The organism is Metallococcus carri, assembly GCF_011440275.1.
In the GTDB taxonomy this organism is placed as follows: Bacteria; Actinomycetota; Actinomycetes; order Actinomycetales; family Dermatophilaceae; genus Metallococcus; species Metallococcus carri.
This window is the reverse complement of record NZ_JAAOIV010000003.1, coordinates 31,030-47,161: the sequence shown is the minus strand read 5'-3', so window position 1 is coordinate 47,161 and position 16,132 is coordinate 31,030. Positions and strand designations below refer to the sequence as shown.

14 protein-coding genes are annotated in these 16,132 nt (G+C 68.8%); 4 read left to right on the top strand and 10 right to left on the bottom strand.

Annotation, left to right across the window (positions count from 1 at the left end):
* Window positions 1–23: 23 nt before the first annotated feature.
* The gene (locus G9U51_RS04785) at window positions 24–1,079 is read right to left on the bottom strand and encodes an acyl-CoA dehydrogenase family protein (RefSeq protein ID WP_166194076.1); all 1,056 of its coding nucleotides are present in this window, start codon (window positions 1,077–1,079) and stop codon (window positions 24–26) included.
* Between the two features lie 3 nt (window positions 1,080–1,082).
* Window positions 1,083–2,261, bottom strand: a complete 1,179-nt coding sequence (locus G9U51_RS04780; RefSeq protein ID WP_166194072.1) for an acyl-CoA dehydrogenase family protein — start codon at window positions 2,259–2,261, stop codon at window positions 1,083–1,085.
* A gap of 65 nt (window positions 2,262–2,326) precedes the next feature.
* On the opposite strand from G9U51_RS04780, the gene G9U51_RS04775 reads away from it, so the two are divergent.
* Window positions 2,327–2,797 carry a CBS domain-containing protein gene (locus G9U51_RS04775; RefSeq protein ID WP_166194069.1) on the top strand — a complete coding sequence of 157 codons (471 nt, stop codon included), beginning with the start codon at window positions 2,327–2,329 and terminating at the stop codon, window positions 2,795–2,797.
* The gene (locus tag G9U51_RS04770) at window positions 2,797–4,089 is read left to right on the top strand and encodes an ArsB/NhaD family transporter (RefSeq protein WP_166194066.1); all 1,293 of its coding nucleotides are present in this window, start codon (window positions 2,797–2,799) and stop codon (window positions 4,087–4,089) included. Before G9U51_RS04775 ends, G9U51_RS04770 begins: the two co-directional genes overlap by 1 nt.
* Here G9U51_RS04770 and G9U51_RS04765 read toward each other — a convergent pair.
* Window positions 4,086–4,601, bottom strand: coding sequence for a cysteine hydrolase family protein (locus G9U51_RS04765; protein ID WP_171715538.1), 516 nt, complete (start codon window positions 4,599–4,601; stop codon window positions 4,086–4,088). The genes G9U51_RS04770 and G9U51_RS04765 overlap by 4 nt on opposite strands.
* Window positions 4,598–6,040, bottom strand: a complete 1,443-nt coding sequence (locus G9U51_RS04760) for a purine-cytosine permease family protein (RefSeq protein ID WP_166194063.1) — start codon at window positions 6,038–6,040, stop codon at window positions 4,598–4,600. Before G9U51_RS04760 ends, G9U51_RS04765 begins: the two co-directional genes overlap by 4 nt.
* A 54-nt stretch (window positions 6,041–6,094) precedes the next feature.
* On the opposite strand from G9U51_RS04760, the gene G9U51_RS04755 reads away from it, so the two are divergent.
* On the top strand, window positions 6,095–7,771 hold the full coding sequence (locus tag G9U51_RS04755; RefSeq protein ID WP_166194060.1) for a formate--tetrahydrofolate ligase: 1,677 nt from the start codon (window positions 6,095–6,097) through the stop codon (window positions 7,769–7,771).
* Window positions 7,772–7,777: 6 nt separating this feature from the next.
* Here G9U51_RS04755 and G9U51_RS04750 read toward each other — a convergent pair whose 3' ends face one another.
* Window positions 7,778–8,509, bottom strand: a complete 732-nt coding sequence (locus G9U51_RS04750; RefSeq protein WP_166194057.1) for a VIT1/CCC1 transporter family protein — start codon at window positions 8,507–8,509, stop codon at window positions 7,778–7,780.
* 115 nt (window positions 8,510–8,624) lie between these two features.
* On the opposite strand from G9U51_RS04750, the gene G9U51_RS04745 reads away from it, so the two are divergent.
* Window positions 8,625–10,127 (top strand): DHA2 family efflux MFS transporter permease subunit, encoded by a 1,503-nt coding sequence (locus G9U51_RS04745; RefSeq protein ID WP_166194054.1) that lies wholly within the window; start codon window positions 8,625–8,627, stop codon window positions 10,125–10,127.
* On the opposite strand, the gene G9U51_RS04740 is transcribed toward G9U51_RS04745, so the two are convergent.
* From G9U51_RS04740 to G9U51_RS04720, 5 genes are all read right to left on the bottom strand, one after another.
* Entirely contained in the window at window positions 10,124–11,278 is a 1,155-nt protein-coding gene (locus G9U51_RS04740; RefSeq protein WP_166194051.1) for an ABC transporter ATP-binding protein, read from the bottom strand. The genes G9U51_RS04745 and G9U51_RS04740 overlap by 4 nt on opposite strands.
* A complete protein-coding gene (locus G9U51_RS04735; RefSeq protein ID WP_166194048.1) occupies window positions 11,275–12,312 on the bottom strand; it encodes an ABC transporter ATP-binding protein in 1,038 nt (345 codons plus the stop codon). The genes G9U51_RS04740 and G9U51_RS04735 overlap by 4 nt, the downstream gene beginning before the upstream one ends.
* 7 nt (window positions 12,313–12,319) lie before the next feature.
* Window positions 12,320–13,291 (bottom strand): ABC transporter permease, encoded by a 972-nt coding sequence (locus tag G9U51_RS04730; RefSeq protein ID WP_207948068.1) that lies wholly within the window; start codon window positions 13,289–13,291, stop codon window positions 12,320–12,322.
* Window positions 13,292–13,304: 13 nt separating this feature from the next.
* On the bottom strand, window positions 13,305–14,315 hold the full coding sequence (locus G9U51_RS04725; protein WP_166194042.1) for an ABC transporter permease: 1,011 nt from the start codon (window positions 14,313–14,315) through the stop codon (window positions 13,305–13,307).
* An 82-nt stretch (window positions 14,316–14,397) separates the two neighbouring features.
* Complete coding sequence (locus G9U51_RS04720; RefSeq protein ID WP_166194039.1) at window positions 14,398–16,068, bottom strand: ABC transporter substrate-binding protein; 1,671 nt, start codon at window positions 16,066–16,068, stop codon at window positions 14,398–14,400.
* Window positions 16,069–16,132 lie beyond the last annotated feature (64 nt).

Here is a 16,132-nt window from a genome sequence, read left to right as displayed (position 1 = left end):
CTTGGATCAGACGAGGAGGCGCCTCAGGCGAAGACGTCGACCTCGGCGTGGTCGCTGACGTCGCGGGCGAGCTGGCCCAGGTGATAGCGGGTGTCACCGAAGGTGTGCTCGATCGCGGTGAGCCGGGTGGTGTAGTGCCCGACGGCATATTCGGCGGTCATGCCGATGCCGCCGTGCAGCTGGATCGCCTCCTGGCCAACGTGCCGGCCGGTGCGACCGGTGAGCACCTTGACCCGGGACGCCGTCGCGTTGTCCGACGGGCGCTCGGCCAGCGTCATCGCGCCGTAAAGCACTGTGCTGCGGGCGAGTTCGACACTGACGTACATGTCGGCGGCGCGCTGGGTCAGCGTCTGGAAGGTCATCAGCGGCACCCCGAACTGCTTGCGCGTCTTGAGGTAGTCCACCGTCATCGCGAGCGCGGCGTCCATCGCACCGAGCGCCTCACCGGCGAGCGCGACGATGCCCAGGTTGAGTGCGGCGTCAAGGTCATCGGCGCTCACGTTGAGCTTTGTGGCGGCGGTGCCATCCAGCTTCAGCGCACCATCGGACACCTGCGGCGAGTCGACCAGGTAGACCCCGGTCTGGTCGCCCTCGCAGGCGGTCACCAGCACAGCATCGACCTCAGCGATCGGCACGGGCGCCTTCACACCACTGAGCGATCCGCCCGATGCCGTCACCGACGGGTCGTGCGGCGCCCACGCGCGCATGGGCTCGGCGAAGGCCGGCAGCACCAGCGCCGAGCCGTCGATCACCTTCTCCAGCAACGCTTTCTGGTCACCTGCCGCCGCGAGCAGGGACGCCGCGACGAGGGCTTCGCCGTATGCCGTCTGCACGCGCGCCTTGCCGAGTTCGGCGGCAGCCAGCACCACCTCGACCGCAGTGGCGTCCATGCCGCCGGCGTCCTCGGCGAACGGCAGGCCGAGCAGGCCCATCTCGGCCAGCGCCGTCCACGCCTTGGCGTCGTGGGCTCGCGGCCCGGTCGGCACCTTGTCGCGTTCCTCCGGCGGGGCGAACCGGCTCGCCATATCGCGCACCGCGTCGCGCAGCGCCCGCTGTTCGTCGTCGATCGTGAAGTCCATGTCTCAGCCCTTCAGTCCGAGGATGCCGCCGGAGATGATCTGCCGCTGGACCTCGTTGGATCCGCCGTAGATCGACGCCTTGCGGAAGTTCAGGTAGGTCGGGGTGGAATGCGTTGCCCAGCCCGGCAATTCGTCGCCGGCTGCCCACTGCAGGCCCATCGGCCCGGCGATGTCGACGATCAGCTCGAGCACGTCCTGCTGCAGCTGGCTGCCGCGCAGCTTCAGGATCGAGGAGGCCGGGTCGGGCTTGCCGTCCTTGGAGTTGGCGGCCACCCGCAGCACGGTGAGGTCCAGTGCCATCACCTCGGTCTCGAGCTCGGCGATCCGCGCTGCCAGCAGCGGGTCGTCGAGCAGCGTGCCGGTCGGGGTGGCGATGGAGGCGGCATACGTTTTGGCGTCGGCGAGCTTGCGCTTGATCGACCCGACCGGGGCGACGCCGACGCGCTCGTTGCCGAGCAGGAATTTCGCGTAATCCCAGCCCTTGTTCTCCTCGCCGACGAGCTGGTCGGCGGGCACGCGGACGTTCTCGAAGAACACCTCGTTGACCTCGTGGCCGCCGTCGATCAACTGGATCGGGCGCACGGTGATGCCGGGGGTCAACATGTCGATGAGCAGGAAGGAGATGCCCATCTGCTTCTTCGGCGCCTTGGGATCGGTGCGCACGAGGGCGAAGATCCAGTCGGCATACTGCCCGAGGGTCGTCCAGGTCTTCTGGCCGTTGACGACATATTCGTCGCCCTCACGCACCGCTGTCGTGCGCAGCGAGGCCAGGTCCGAGCCGGCGTCCGGCTCGGAGAAGCCCTGGCACCACCAGATGTCGAGGTTGGCGGTGGCGGGCAGGAAGCGCTGCTTCTGCTCCTCGCTGCCGAAGGCCGCGATCACCGGGCCGACCATATTGGCGTTGAAGGCCAGCGGCGGCGGCACCGACGCGGCCTGCATCTCTTCGTGCCAGATCTGCCGCTGCAGGGTGGACCAGTCCTGGCCGCCCCACTCCTTCGGCCAGCCCGGCACGGCGAGGCCGTTGGCATTGAGCAGCTGCTGCGAGCGGCGGATCAGGTCATCCATCCCCTCCTCGGCGCCGGCCGCCCATCGGGTGCGGATGTCTTCTGGGACCTGGGTCGTGAAGAACTCGCGCATCCGCTGACGGAAGGCGGCGTCCTCATCGGAGAGCTGTCGCTTCATGGCCCCACCGTAACTGAGCGATCGCTTAGTCGGGAGACCCCCATGCCGCTCGATAGGGTTGAGGGGTGCGTGCGAGAGAGATGGCCGAACCCTTCCCGGTGGTCGACCTGGATACCGATGCGCTGCAGGCGGCGGCCGCGATGGCCAAGCGCAATCTGCCCGGCATCGTGGTGCGCGGCGAGGACGGCAAGCCGCACACCGTCATACCGGGTTCGCAGGTGCTCAACTTCGTGATCCCGCAGTACGTCCAGGACGACCCGCACCTGGCGCGCGTGTATGACGAGGAGGCCTCCGACGCGTTCGCGCGCAAGTTGGCCTCGGTCACGGTGCGCGACGTGTTGCCCAAGAAGAAGGACCTCGAGGACCTGCCGGTGGTCGACGGCGACGCCACCGGCATCGAGGTGGCCGCGGTGATGGCGCGCATGCACAGCCCGATCGCGGTGGTCTGTGAGGGCGAGGGCGGAGAGATCCTCGGCGTCATCCGCATGGGCAAGCTGATGTCGCACCTGCTGCCCGAGCACGGCCAGGAGGGCTAGTGCAGACAGCCGCTGTGGTCGCCGTCTTCCTGGCGGCCTACGTCCTCATTGCCACCGAACGCATCCACCGGGTCGCCGCTGCCCTCGGAGGAGCCGCACTCATGGTGCTGCTCGGCGCCGTCGACGAGGAGACGGCGTTCTTCAGCACCGAGACCGGCGTCGACTGGAATGTCATCTTCCTGCTGCTCGGGATGATGATCCTGGTCAGCGTGATCCGGCAGACGGGCGCCTTCGAGTTCCTCGCCATCTGGGCGGCCAAGAAGGCGCGTGGGCGCCCGCTGCGGATCATGGTGATGCTGGTGCTGATCACCGCGATCGCCTCGGCGCTGCTCGACAATGTCACGACCGTGTTGCTGATCGCGCCGGTGACCCTGCTGGTGTGCGACCGGCTCGACGCGCCACCGGTGCCCTTCCTCATCGCCGAGGCGATGGCCTCCAATATCGGCGGTGCCGCGACGCTGATCGGTGACCCGCCCAACATCATCATCGGGTCGCGAGCAGGCTTGTCGTTCAACGACTTTCTCGTGCACATGGGCCCGATCGTGGTCGTGCTGCTCGGGGTCTTCCTGCTGCTGTGCAAATTCCTTTTCGCGCGCGGTTTGGAGTATGACGCCGCCAAGGCGGCCGCGCTGATGAAGCTGGACGAGAAGGAAGCCATCCGGGACAAGCGCCTGCTGGTCACCTCCGGTGGCGTCCTGGCGCTGGTGATCATCGGGTTCGTCACCCACTCGCTGACCGGCCTGGCTCCGTCGATGGTGGCGCTGCTCGGCGCGGGAGCCGCGGTGGCGTTGTCACCGAAGCTCGAACCGGCCGAATACCTCGAAGAGGTCGAGTGGCCGACGCTCGTCTTCTTCGCCGGCCTGTTCGTCATGGTCGGCGGCCTGGTGCACGTCGGTGTGATCGGGGACATGGGCAAGTGGCTCACCAGCGCGATCGGCAGCCACTGGCTGGCCGGTGCCTCGGCGATGTTGTGGGTGTCCGGCCTGCTGTCGGGCATCGTCGACAACATCCCGTATGTCGCGACCATGGCACCGCTCGTCGTCGACCTCACCAAGGGCGCCGACCCCACCCAGGCGCACGCCATGTGGTGGTCGCTCACCCTGGGCGCCGACCTGGGCGGCAACGCGACCGCGGTCGGCGCGTCGGCCAATGTCGTCGTGCTCGGCATCGCCGCGCGCAACGGTCACCCGATCTCGTTCTGGCGGTTCACCAAATATGGCCTGATCGTCGCCCCGATCACGATCGCGATCGCGTGGGGTTATGTCTGGCTGCGCTATTTCGCGCTCGCCTAGCGCACGACGGTGACCAGCGGGGCGTAGAGCTCCATCAGGCCGAGCGCGCGCTCGTGCTCGGCGGGCGTCGAGCCCGCGCAGCCAGCGGCGAGCACGCGGGTGCGCACCCCGGCGTCGGCCATCGCCAGCACCGTCGACACCACACAGCAGTCGGTCGAAACCCCAACCACGTCAACGGTATTCGTGCCCTCGAGCAGCTCCGCCAACTCCGGTCCCCATTTGCCGAAGGTCGTGCGGTCGAGCGTCTGCTCGGCGGTGAACGGCGGCATCAACGCATACAACGGGTCGTCCGCCGACACCTTCGCCCAGGGCCATTGCTCGAAGTAATCGCGCCACGCGCCGACGGGACGTTCGGGGGCGACATACCGGGTGAAGATCGTGCGCGGATAGTCCCCGAGGATCCCTTCGATGTATGCCGAAGCCGGTCCCCACATCGGCGAACCCCACGGGCTCTTCGGGTCGGCGAAAACGCGCTGCAGGTCGATGCAGACCAGGGCGTCGCCGCGGGTCACGCGGTCGCCTCCTCGCGGCGTACGACCGACTTGGTGAGCAGGGTGCCGAGGAAGCCGATGAGCAGGGCAGCGAGCACGCCGAGGTTGGCGTAGGCCCAGTCGCCCTCCTTGCCACCGATCGGGCCGAGCAGGTAACCCTGCCACTGCAGCCAGGAGGCGAGGCTGTTGGTCACCAGGCCCCAGCCCACCACGGTGCCGATTGCGATGAGTGCCAACGGGATTGGCTGCACCGACCCGTAGCGGCCGCGGGCGTCGAAGAGCGAGGGTTCGTCATAGTCGCGCTTGCGCAGCAGCAGGTCGCCGAGGAAGATCCCGCACCACGCCGCGATCGGCACGCCGACGGTGATGAGGAAGCCCTGGAAGGGGCCGAGGAAGTCCTTGGCGACGAAGACGACCAGCGCGGCACCGATCGACATGATGATGCCGTCGATGAGGGCGGCGACCGGTCGCGGCACGGGCAGGCCCGCGCTCATCAGCGCGAGGCCGGAGGAGTAGATGTCCATCACCGCGCCGCCGATGAGCCCGAGCAGCACGACGAGCAGGAAGGGCAGCAGGAACCAGGTCGGCAGGATCGGGGTCAGCGCGCCGATCGGGTCGGCGCCCACCCCGTCGGCGAGCTTCTGGTCGCTGGCCGACAGCATCAGACCGAAGACGATCAGCACGATCGGGCCGAGCGAACCGCCGAGGGTGGTCCAGCCGACGACGCCGCCGCTGGACGCCGAACGCGGCAGATAGCGGCTGTAATCGGCCGCGCAGTTGACCCAGCCGAGCCCGAGCGCGGTCATCACCATCACCAGAGCCCCGAAGAACTGCGGCGCACCACCGGACTTGTGCGCGGTGACGGCGCTCCACTGGATGTGCGAGGCGGCGAGGATCATGTAGCCGACGGTCAGCACCGCGGTCGCGATGGTGATGAAGGTCTGCACCCGCATGATCAAGTCGAAACCGAAGATGCCGGCAAGCACCGTCACGCCGGCGACGAGGATCAGCACGATGATCTTGGAGATCGTGCCGCCGCCCCAGCCGAGCCGGGTCAGCACGGTGGAGGTTGCCAGGGTCGCCAGCACGACCAGCACGGTCTCCCAGCCCACGGTCAGCACCCACGACAGGAATGACGGCACCCGGTTGCCGTGCACGCCGAAGGGCGCCCGCGACAGGGTCATCGTGGGTGCCGAACCACGCTTGCCGGCCAGCGAGACGAAGCCGCACAGCGCGAAAGACGCGACCGTGCCGACGATCGCCGCGGCGAGCGCCTGCCAGAAGGACAGGCCGAAGCCGAGCACGAAGGCGCCATACGAGATCGACAGCACCGAGATATTCGAGGCGAACCACGGCCAGAACAGTGACGAGGGCCGGCCCTTGCGCTCGGACTCGTCAATCACGTTGAGGCCGTTGGTCTCCACGCCGGCCGGCACGGCGGTGCTCTTCACGTCGGTCATGCGCGAAGGCTACTGCCGCCAACCGCTCAGGGGCAGGTGACAGACTCAGGGACCATGACTTCTTGGCCCTCCGACGTCGACATCGCGGCGTCCCGGCCGATGCGCCCGATCGACCAGATCGGTGAGCGTCTCGGCATACCTCCCGCTCACCTGTTCCGGTATGGCGACCACGTCGCCAAGGTGGACCACCGCTGGCTGGAGGGCCTGCCGCGGCGCGCCGACGCCAAGCTGGTGCTGGTGACCGCGACCAGCCCGACGCCGGCGGGGGAGGGCAAGACCACCACCACGGTTGGGCTGACCGACGCGCTGAACCTGTTGGGGCACAAGGCAGTTGCCGCGTTGCGCGAGCCGTCGATGGGTCCGGTCTTCGGCATGAAGGGTGGCGCGGCCGGCGGCGGTTACGCCCAGCTCAACCCGATGACCGACATCAATCTGCACTTCACCGGTGACTTCGCGGCCATCGCCGCGGCCAACAACCTGCTCGCCGCGATGCTCGACAACCACCTGCACCAGGGCAACGCCCTCGGCATCGATCCGCGCCGAATCATGCTCAAGCGCGTGCTGGACGTGAACGACCGCGCGCTGCGTGACATCGTCATCGGTCTGGGCGGCCCGACCCATGGCGTCCCGCGGGAGACCGGCTTCGACATCGTGGTCGCCTCGGAGGTGATGGCGATCTTCTGCCTCGCCACCTCGCTCGCCGACCTGAAGGAGCGATTGGGGCGCATCGTCGTCGCCCGTCGGCAGGACAAATCACCCGTGACCGCGGCCGACCTTAAGGCCCACGGAGCGATGGCCGCCCTTCTCGCACAGGCAATCTCGCCCAATCTGGTGCAGACGCTCGAGGGCAATCCGGCCTTCGTGCACGGCGGCCCGTTCGCCAATATCGCCCACGGGTGCAATTCGGTGGCCGCGACGACCGCCGGGCTGGCGCTCGCGGACTGGACGGTGACCGAGGCCGGCTTCGGCGCTGACCTGGGTGCGGAGAAGTTCCTCGACCTGAAGTGCCGGATGGCCGGTCTGCGGCCGGACGTCGCGGTGGTCGTCGCCACCGTGCGCTCGATGAAATACCACGGTGGCGTCGCCGTCGCCGACCTGGAGCGCGAGGACACCGCGGCGCTGCAGCGCGGCCTGGCCAACCTCGACCGGCATGTCGGCAATCTGCGCGAGGTCTTCGGGCTGCCGGTCGTCATCGGCGTCAACCGGTTCCCCAGCGACACCGAGGCCGAGCTTGACGTGCTGCGCCGGCGGGCCGGTGAGCTGGGCGTCGCGCTGCAAGTGGCCACCCATTTCACCGACGGTGGCAAGGGCGCCGCCGACCTGGCTGGCGCGGTGGTGACGGCGGCCGCCCCGGGGACCCTGCGAACGGCATACGACACCGACGCCTCGTTGCTCGAGAAGGTGACCGCGGTCGCGACCCGCATCTACGGCGCGGCCGGCGTCGAGATGTCCTCGGCGGTGCAGCGGCAGCTTGAGCAGTTCGAGGAGGAGGGCTATGGCGCGCTGCCGGTCTGCATCGCCAAGACGCAGACGTCCTTCTCGGCCGACCCGAGCCTGCGCGGCGCCCCGAGCGGGCACACCCTCACCGTGCGCGAGGTTCGCCTCAACGCCGGCGCCGGGTTCGTGGTGTTCGTCTGCGGTGACCTGATGACGATGCCTGGGCTGCCGAAGAAGCCCGGGGCCGAGCGGATCGATGTCGACGAGGACGGCGCGATCCACGGGCTGTTCTGAGCCGGGTCAGACGCTGACTCCCAGGGAGTGGCCGATCGCGTAGGTCACCGCCATCGCGATCGCGCCGCCGCCAACATTGCGCAGCAGCGCGCGCCGCGGGTCGGCGTCACTCATCCGCGCGCTCGCGAAGCCGGTGATCGCCAGCATGATCGCCACCGCGACGAAGGTCACCGGCACGTTCACCGAGCTCGGCAACAGGATGGTGAGCACGGGCAACAGGGCACCGATGGTGAACGACGCCATCGAGGCCCAGGCCGCGTGCCAGGGGTTGGTGAGTTCGTCCGGGTCGATGCCGAGCTCGACCTCGGCGTGGGCAGCGAGCGCGTCGTGCGCGGTGAGCTCGGCGGCGACCTGCTCGGCCAGCTCGCGGCGCAGACCCTTGCCCTCGTAGATCTGGGTGAGCTCCTCGAGCTCCTCGCGCGGCAGGTTCTCCAGCTCCCAGCGCTCCTTGTCCAGCAGCGCCTTCTCCCCGTCACGCTGGGTGCTCACCGAGACATATTCACCGGCGGCCATCGACAGGGCCCCGGCGACGAGCCCGGCGACCCCGGTGACGAGCAGGGTCGAGCGGGCATGGTCGGTGCCGGCCACCGCGCCGGCGACACCCACGACTAGGCCGGCCACCGAGATGACACCGTCGTTGGCGCCGAGCACCGCGGCGCGCAGCCAGTTCAGCCGCCCGGCGTCGGCGGCGTCGTGTGGCTCGTGGTGTTGCAGTTCGACGGGCTGCTCGGCGGTCATCGCCTCAACTCCTTCTGCGGGGTGCGGGCCTGCCTACTCTGGCCGCCGACGGCGGCATCGTCCACGAAGGTGAGGCAATGCTGAGCTGTCAGAGCCGGGGTCTAGCGTGAGCGCAATGACACAGGTCGCCGGGCGCCACCGCGCCGCCCCGAAGCAGGACGCGAGCCCCTGGCGGGCGCTCTTCGCGCTGCTGTTCGGTTTCTTCATGATCCTCGTCGACTCGACCATCGTGTCGGTCGCGACGCCGGCGATCATCGCCGACCTGCACAGCGACATCAACGGCGTCGTGTGGGTCACCAGCGCTTATCTGCTCGCGTATGCCGTGCCGCTGCTGGTCACCGGCCGTCTCGGCGACCGGTTCGGGCCCAAGCGGGTCTACCTGCTGGGGTTGACGATCTTCACCCTGGCCTCGCTGTGGTGCGGGCTCACCGGCAGCATCGGCATGCTGATCGCCGCGCGGGTGGTGCAGGGTCTCGGCGCCGCGCTGCTCACCCCGCAGACGATGGCGATCATCACCCGGATCTTCCCGGCCGAGCGCCGGGGCCAGGCGATGGGCGCATGGGGTGCCACGGCCGGCGTGGCGACCCTGGTCGGCCCGATCCTCGGCGGCGTGCTGGTCGACAACGCGGGCTGGGAGTGGATCTTCTTCGTCAACGTGCCGGTCGGTGTGCTGGCCTTCGTGCTGGCGGCGCGGCTGGTGCCGACCCTGCCGGTGCACAGCCACCGCTTCGACCTGGTCGGCGTCGCGCTCTCGGCGGTCGGCATGTTCCTGCTCGTCTTCGGCATCCAGGAGGGGCAGAAATACCACTGGGGCACGATCACCGGGTTCGTCTCGGTGCCGCTGCTCATCGTGCTCGGCCTGGTCGTGCTGGTGGCCTTCGTGGCGTGGCAGCGCCGCAGCCCAGAGCCCCTGGTGCCCTTGGTGCTCTTCGCCGACCGCAACTTCTCCCTGGCCAATCTCGCGATCGGCGTGGTCGGCTTCGGCATCACCGCGATGGCCTTCCCGATCATGCTCTACGCCCAGGTGGTGCGCGGCTGGTCGCCCACCCGGGCCGCGCTGCTGCTCGTGCCGATGGCCGTGGTCACCGTGGTGCTGTCCCCGATCGTCGGGCGGCTGGTGGACCGGTTGCACCCGCGCATCCTCGCTGCCTTCGGGCTGAGTTGCTTCGCCTACGCTCTCGCGTGGTTCGGCTTCGTGGTCGGCAGCGACACCCCGGTGTGGCAGCTGGTGTTGCCGGTGGTCCTGCTCGGCGTCGCCAATGGGTTCATGTGGTCGCCGCTGTCGGTGACCGCGACCCGCACGCTGCCGCCGCAACGTGCCGGGGCCGGCTCGGGCGTCTACAACACCACCCGGCAGGTCGGCGCGGTCCTCGGCAGCGCCGCGATCGCGACCCTGATGGAGTCGCGCCTCGCCGCGCATCTCGGTGCGGCCGTGGGCAGCATGTCCGAGGGCGCCTCGGCCGGAGCCCGGCGGTTGCCGCCGCAGGCCGCGGAGGCCTTCTCCCGCGCGATGGGGGAGTCGCTCTACCTGCCCGCGGCGGTCGTGGTGCTCGCCGTCGTCGCGGTGCTCTTCTTCCGCAACCCGCACGCGGTCAAGCCGGCCGCCGGTCGGCCCTAGATCTCGACCGCTGAGGCCGGCGCCGAGGGGCCGTGCTCGTCGGACTCGACGGCATTCGGATCGGTCGCAGTCGCCTCGACCTCGTGCGGCTGCAACTCGCCCGAGCGGATCTGCTCGGCGAAGTGGCAGGCCACCCGATGGGTGGCGGTAGCGCCCGGGATGTCGATCACCCGCAGCTCGGGCCGCTCGTCGTCGCAGCGCGTCGGTTGGCGCCACGGGCACCGGGTGTGGAACCGGCAGCCCGACGGCGGATTGGCCGGGCTCGGCAGGTCACCGGCCAGGATGATCCGCTCGCGCTTGTCCTCGACTACCGGATCGGGCACCGGCACGGCGGACATCAGCGCGCGCGTGTAGGGGTGCAGCGGTTCGGCATACAGGTCATCGGCGTCGGCCTCCTCGACCAGTGCGCCGAGGTACATCACGCCGATCCGGTCGCTGATGTGCCGCACGACCGCCAGGTCGTGGGCGACGACGAGATAGGTGAGGCCGAACTGCTCCTGCAGAGACTCCAGCAGGTTGATCACCTGGGCCTGCACCGACACGTCCAGCGCGGACACCGGTTCGTCGGCGACGATGAGCTTCGGGTCGACCGACAGGGCCCGCGCGATCCCGATGCGCTGACGCTGACCGCCGGAGAACTCGTGCGGGTACTTCTTCAGCGCCGCGACCGGCAGCCCGACCGCGGTGAGGAGTTCGCGCAGCCGGGCGCCCGCCGCCGCCTTGTCCTTGGTCAGCCCGTGCGCCTGCATGCCTTCCAGCAGCAACGCCTCGACGGTCTGGCGCGGGTCGAGGCTGGACAGCGGGTCCTGGAAGACCATCTGCATGTCCTTGCGTTTGCGGCGCAGCGCCTCGCCCTTGAGCGTCGACAGGTCGGTGCCGTCGAAGACCACGGTGCCCTCGGTGGGCTGTTCGAGCTGCAGCAGCGCCCGGCCGAGCGTCGACTTGCCGCAGCCGGATTCGCCGACCAGGCCATAGGTTTCGCCGGAGTTGATCTGCAGGTCGACGCCGTCGACGGCATACACATAGCCGACGGTCTTGTCGAAGATCACGCCGCGCTTGATCGGGAAGTGCACCTTCAGCCCACGCACCTCGACGAGCGCGTCGCCCGTCGCGGCCGGGCGGTCGGCGGTGGTGTCGAGGGCGGTGCTCACGAGGTCTCCTTCGTGATCGGGTTGAAGCAGCGCAGCAGCCGCGGACCGTCCAGGCCGGGGTCGGTCTCGACCAGCTCGGGACTCTGCTCACGGCACTGGGCGATCGGCTGGGAGCACCGCGGTGCGAAGGCGCACGCGCTCGTCCACGGCAGGTTGTCGGCAACCGAGCCCGGCACCGGGTTCAGTCGCTGCCCGCGCGGACTGTCCAGCCGGGGGATCGAGCCGAGCAGACCGTAGGTGTAGGGATGCCGCGGGTCGGCGAACAGATCGTGGCGAGCTGCCCGCTCGACGATGCGGCCGGCATACAGCACGTTGACCTCGTCGCACATGCCCGCGACCACGCCGAGGTCGTGGGTGATCATGATCAGCGCGGTGCCGGAGTCGCGCACCAGGTCGGTGAGCAGGGTGAGGATCTGCGCCTGGATCGTCACATCGAGCGCGGTCGTCGGCTCGTCGGCGATCAGCAGCCGAGGCTGGCAGGCCAGCGCCATCGCGATGAGCGCCCGCTGCCGCATGCCGCCGGACAACTGGTGGGGGTAGTCCTTCAGCCGCCGGTTCGGGTCGGGGATGCCGACCTTCTCCAACAGGTCGCGCGCCTCGGGCATGGCCTGCTTGCGCTTCAGCCCGCGGTGCCGCTCCATCACCTCGGTCACCTGGATGCCCAGAGGTATGACGGGATTCAGCGACGACAGCGGATCTTGGAAGATCATCGCCACGTCACGGCCGCGACGATCACGCATCTGCTTGTCGGACAACGAGATCAGGTCGGTGCCTTCGAACACGGCCGAGCCGGAGATCCGGTTGCCGCGCTTGGGCAGCAGCCCCATGATCGCCAGCGAGGTGACCGACTTGCCACAGCCGGACTCACCGACCAGGCCGACGATCTGGCCGGGCCGGACGTCGAAGGACACACCATCGACGGCGCGGAAGGGATCCTTGCGTGCACCGAACTCGACGGTCAGGTCGCGCACCGCGAGCAGTGCGTCGCCATCGGCGCGAGGGGCGGGTCGGATGTCCGTGGTCTGGGTGCTCATCGTGAGGTCACCTCCGGGACTTGGGGTCGAGGGCCTCGCGCAGCGATTCGCCCATGAGCGTGAAGCCAAGGGCGACGACGATGATGCAGATCGCCGGATAGACCGCGAGGTGGGGATAGGAGTCGATCAGATTCTGCGCCTGACCGAGCATCTGGCCCCATTCGGGCTGAGTGTCGTCGGCATTGCCGGCACCGATGTACGACAGGGCCGCTGCGTCGATGATCGAGGTGGCTACCACCATCGTCGCCTGGACCAGCACCGGGCTGAGTGAGTTGGGCAGCATGTGCCGCAGCACGATCGAGCCCGGTTTCACCCCGAGCGACCGGGCGGCCAGCACGTGGTCACTGTGGCGCTGGGCCATCATCGCGCCGCGCAGCAGGCGGGCGAAGATCGGGATCTGCGCGATACCGACGGCGAGGATCACGCTCCATTGCGAAGCGCGGCCGAAGAGGGCGGCGATCGAGAACGCCAGCAGCAGCGACGGCAGGGACAGCATGATGTCGACCACGCGCATGACGACCGAATCGACCCAGCCGCCGAAGGCGCCGGCCAGCGACCCGAGGATCAGGCCGCCGACGAAGCCGGTCAGCGTCGCGAGCACCGCCACCAGCAAGGTGTTGCGGGCGCCGAAGACCAGGCGGGCGTAGAGATCGCGGCCCACCGGGTCACCGCCGAGCGGGAAGCCCGGGCGGGCCTTGGGCACCGGGTTGTTCTGCTGGCTGACCTCGCCGATCAGGTAGCGGGTGCTCGGGTCGTGTCCGGTCAGCACCGGCGCGAAGAGCGCGACCAGCACGAAGAGGACGACGACCACCGCGCCGATGAGGAAGGCCGGGTTGCGGCGCAGCCGGCGCCAGGCGCTGGCGAGCAGGCTGACGCCCTCGGCGTCCTTGATGCCCCCTGCGTCGACATTGCCTTCGACGCGGGCGCCGGTGGTCGCGGCGAGCTCGTCGACACGTTGCTTCTTGCGGTTCAGGTTCATGGCAGCCATCGGGTCACCTCGTGCGCACGCGCGGGTCGATATAGGCATAGGCGATGTCGACGAGCAGGTTGACGACGACATACGTGGTGGCGGCCATCACGATCAGGACCTGCAAGACCGAGAAGTCCTTCTGCTGGAAGGCCAGGTTCATCGCGTCACCGAGCCCGGCGATCGAGAACACCGTCTCGGTCAGCACCGCGCCGGTGAGCAGGCCACCGACCTGCAGACCGATCGTGGTGACCACCGGCAGCAGCGCGTTGCGCAGCACATGCCGGCGGCGGATCACCTGGCGGGTGAGGCCCTTGGCCTCGGCCGTGCGGACGAAGTCCTCGTCGAGCACGTCGAGCACGGAGGCGCGGGTTATCCGGAAGACCACCGCGAAGGGGATGGTCGCCAACGCGACGCCCGGCAGGATCAGGTGCAAGAAGGCATCCCAGGACGCGTCGAACTCGCGGGTGAGGATGCCGTCCAGGATGAAGAATCCGGTCACGCGGGTGGCATTGAGGTCGGGGTTCTGCCGGCCGTTGAGCGGCAGCAACTGCCAGTCCACGGCGAAATACTGCTTGAGCACGAAGGCGAGGAAGAAGACCGGCACCGCGACGCCGACCAGGGACAGCAGCACGCCGAGGTTGTCGAAGATGCCGCCGTGCCGCTTGGCCGCGAGATAACCCAGCGGTATGCCGGTCGCGAGCGCCAGCACGATCGCGACGCCGGTGAGCTCCATGGTGGCTGGCAGGCGGGTGAGGAAGACCTGCATCGCGTCCGTGCCCGGTTGCACAGCACTGCTGACCCCGAAGTTGCCGTGTGCCGCGTTGTCGAGGAACTTCAGGTATTGCACCGGCAGCGGCTGATCCAGCCCCAGCACCTTGCGTAGCGCGGCGCGGCGCTCCGGGGTGGCGCGCTCACCGAGGAGCGCGTCGACCGGGCCGCCGGGGAGGGCCCGCAGCCAGGCGAAGATGAGCAGTGACAGCGCGAACATCACGCCGATCATCTGCAGCACCCGGCGGGCGATATAGCGAAGCAAAGACGGTCGTCCTTTCGGTATGCCGGCGGTCGTGCAGCGGGCGGCGGCCGCGAAAGGTCCGCGGCCGCCGCCCGATTCGCCCTTACTTCTTGACCGCGGTCGAGAAGTCCTCGGCGGTCAGCGGGCTCGCGACGACCCCGCTCACGCCCTTGCCGAAGACGACCGCCGGCGGCGAAGAGCTGATCGGCAGGCCGGGCAGCCACTGGCTCATGATCTGCTCGTTCAGCTTCTTGTATGCCGCGGTGCGCTGCGTCGGGTCGACAATGCTGTCGTCCTTGGCCAGGTCGGACGCGAGCGTCGTGCCCCACGGGTAGGCGCCGGTGTCCATCTGGCCCTTGGTCGAGCCGAAGAAGCTGCCGAGGAAGTTGTCCGGAGTGTTGTAGTCACCGGTCCAACCCATCAGGTATGCCGGGGCCGCGCCGCCCTGCGTGCCGGTGATGTAGCCGCCGGCCCACGGCTTGGTGACCGGCTTGACCTTGACGCCGACCTTCTCCCAGTCGCCCTTGATCGCCTGGAAGATCGCCTGCGGGTCCGGCATGTAGGGCCGGCTGACCTCGGACGGGTACCAGAAGTCGATCGTGAGGTTGGACTGGCCGGCCTGCTTGAGCAGGTCCTTGGCCTTGTTCGGGTCGTAGTTGTACTTCGTGACGCCGTCGCTGTAACCGTCGACGGTCTTGGGGTAGAACTGCGTCGCGACGCTCGCGCCGTCGGGCAGCTGAGACTTCACCAGCTGCTCGCGGTTGATCGCGTAGTACAGCGCCTGGCGCACCTTGAGGTCCTTCAACGCCGGGTTCTTCTTGGCGTTCAGGCCGAGGTAGAGGATGTTGAACGCCGGGCGGACCTCGAGGTTCATCCCCGCCTTCTTCAGCGAGTCCCAGTCCACCGGGGCGGGCAGGTCGTAGCCGTCGATCTGGCCGGCGAGGAGCGCCTGCTTGCGCTGGGTGGCGTCCGGGATGATCTGGAAGACCAGCTTCTTCACCTTGGCCTTGTCGCCCCAGTAGTTGTCGTTGCGCACCAGGGTGACGGTCTTGTTGGCCACGTCATACGAGGAGAAGGTGAACGGCCCGGTGCCGGTCGGGCGGCTCTTGGCGTACTCGGAGTAGGCGAAGCCCTCACCCTGAGCGCTGATGTTGTTGGCCTTGTACTTGTCCATCGCGGTCGGGCTCTGCATCGAGAAGGACGACAGGCCGAGCAGCGCGGGGAACTTGCTAGTGGCGCGTAGCAGCTTCAACTCCACCTCGGCGTCGCCCTTGGCGGTGCAGCCCTGGAACAGGTCGTCCTTGGACTTCTTGAAGCCGATCATGTTGGTCGCCCAGTACTCCGCGGCGCTCTGGCCGGCGTCGTTCTGGTTGTCCATGCGCTCGAAGTTCTTGCAGACCGCGGCCGCGTTGAAGGGCGTGCCGTCGCTGAACTTCACGCCGGTGCGCAGCTTGAAGGTCCAGGTCTTGCCGTCCTTGGAGGAATTCCAGCTGGTCGCCAGGCCCGGGGCGAGGTCGGCGGTGCCGGGCTTGAAGCTCACCAGGCCCTCGAACAACTGGCGGGTGATCCGGAAGGTCTCACCGTCGCTGGCGTAGAAGGGGTCGAAGGTCGACGGGGCGCCGGCGGCGGCGAAGGTCAGCGTGGCGTCGGAGTTGCCACCCGCCCCACCACTGCCGGAGGTGCCGCTGCCGCGGTCGGATTTGGCGCAGGCGGACAGGCTCAGCGCGGCGGCGCTGAAGACCACAACCGCGGCGGCCTTTCGGGAGACGGTCATGCGTTCTCTCCTCAAACGGATCTGAAAGGGGGGCGACGGTGGCCGCCCGCAAGTGAGAGGGACC

What these genes read in the sequence shown, in the direction of transcription:
- G9U51_RS04785 (WP_166194076.1), bottom strand. Translation starts at nt 1,079, where the DNA reads ATGGACTTCACGATCGACGACGAACAGCGGGCGCTGCGCGACGCGGTG.
- G9U51_RS04780 (WP_166194072.1), bottom strand. Translation starts at nt 2,261, where the DNA reads ATGAAGCGACAGCTCTCCGATGAGGACGCCGCCTTCCGTCAGCGGATG.
- G9U51_RS04760 (WP_166194063.1), bottom strand. Translation starts at nt 6,040, where the DNA reads ATGACCGACGTGAAGAGCACCGCCGTGCCGGCCGGCGTGGAGACCAAC.
- G9U51_RS04755 (WP_166194060.1), top strand. Translation starts at nt 6,095, where the DNA reads ATGACTTCTTGGCCCTCCGACGTCGACATCGCGGCGTCCCGGCCGATG.
- G9U51_RS04750 (WP_166194057.1), bottom strand. Translation starts at nt 8,509, where the DNA reads ATGACCGCCGAGCAGCCCGTCGAACTGCAACACCACGAGCCACACGAC.
- G9U51_RS04745 (WP_166194054.1), top strand. Translation starts at nt 8,625, where the DNA reads ATGACACAGGTCGCCGGGCGCCACCGCGCCGCCCCGAAGCAGGACGCG.
- G9U51_RS04735 (WP_166194048.1), bottom strand. Translation starts at nt 12,312, where the DNA reads ATGAGCACCCAGACCACGGACATCCGACCCGCCCCTCGCGCCGATGGC.
- G9U51_RS04730 (WP_207948068.1), bottom strand. Translation starts at nt 13,291, where the DNA reads ATGAACCTGAACCGCAAGAAGCAACGTGTCGACGAGCTCGCCGCGACC.
- G9U51_RS04720 (WP_166194039.1), bottom strand. Translation starts at nt 16,068, where the DNA reads ATGACCGTCTCCCGAAAGGCCGCCGCGGTTGTGGTCTTCAGCGCCGCC.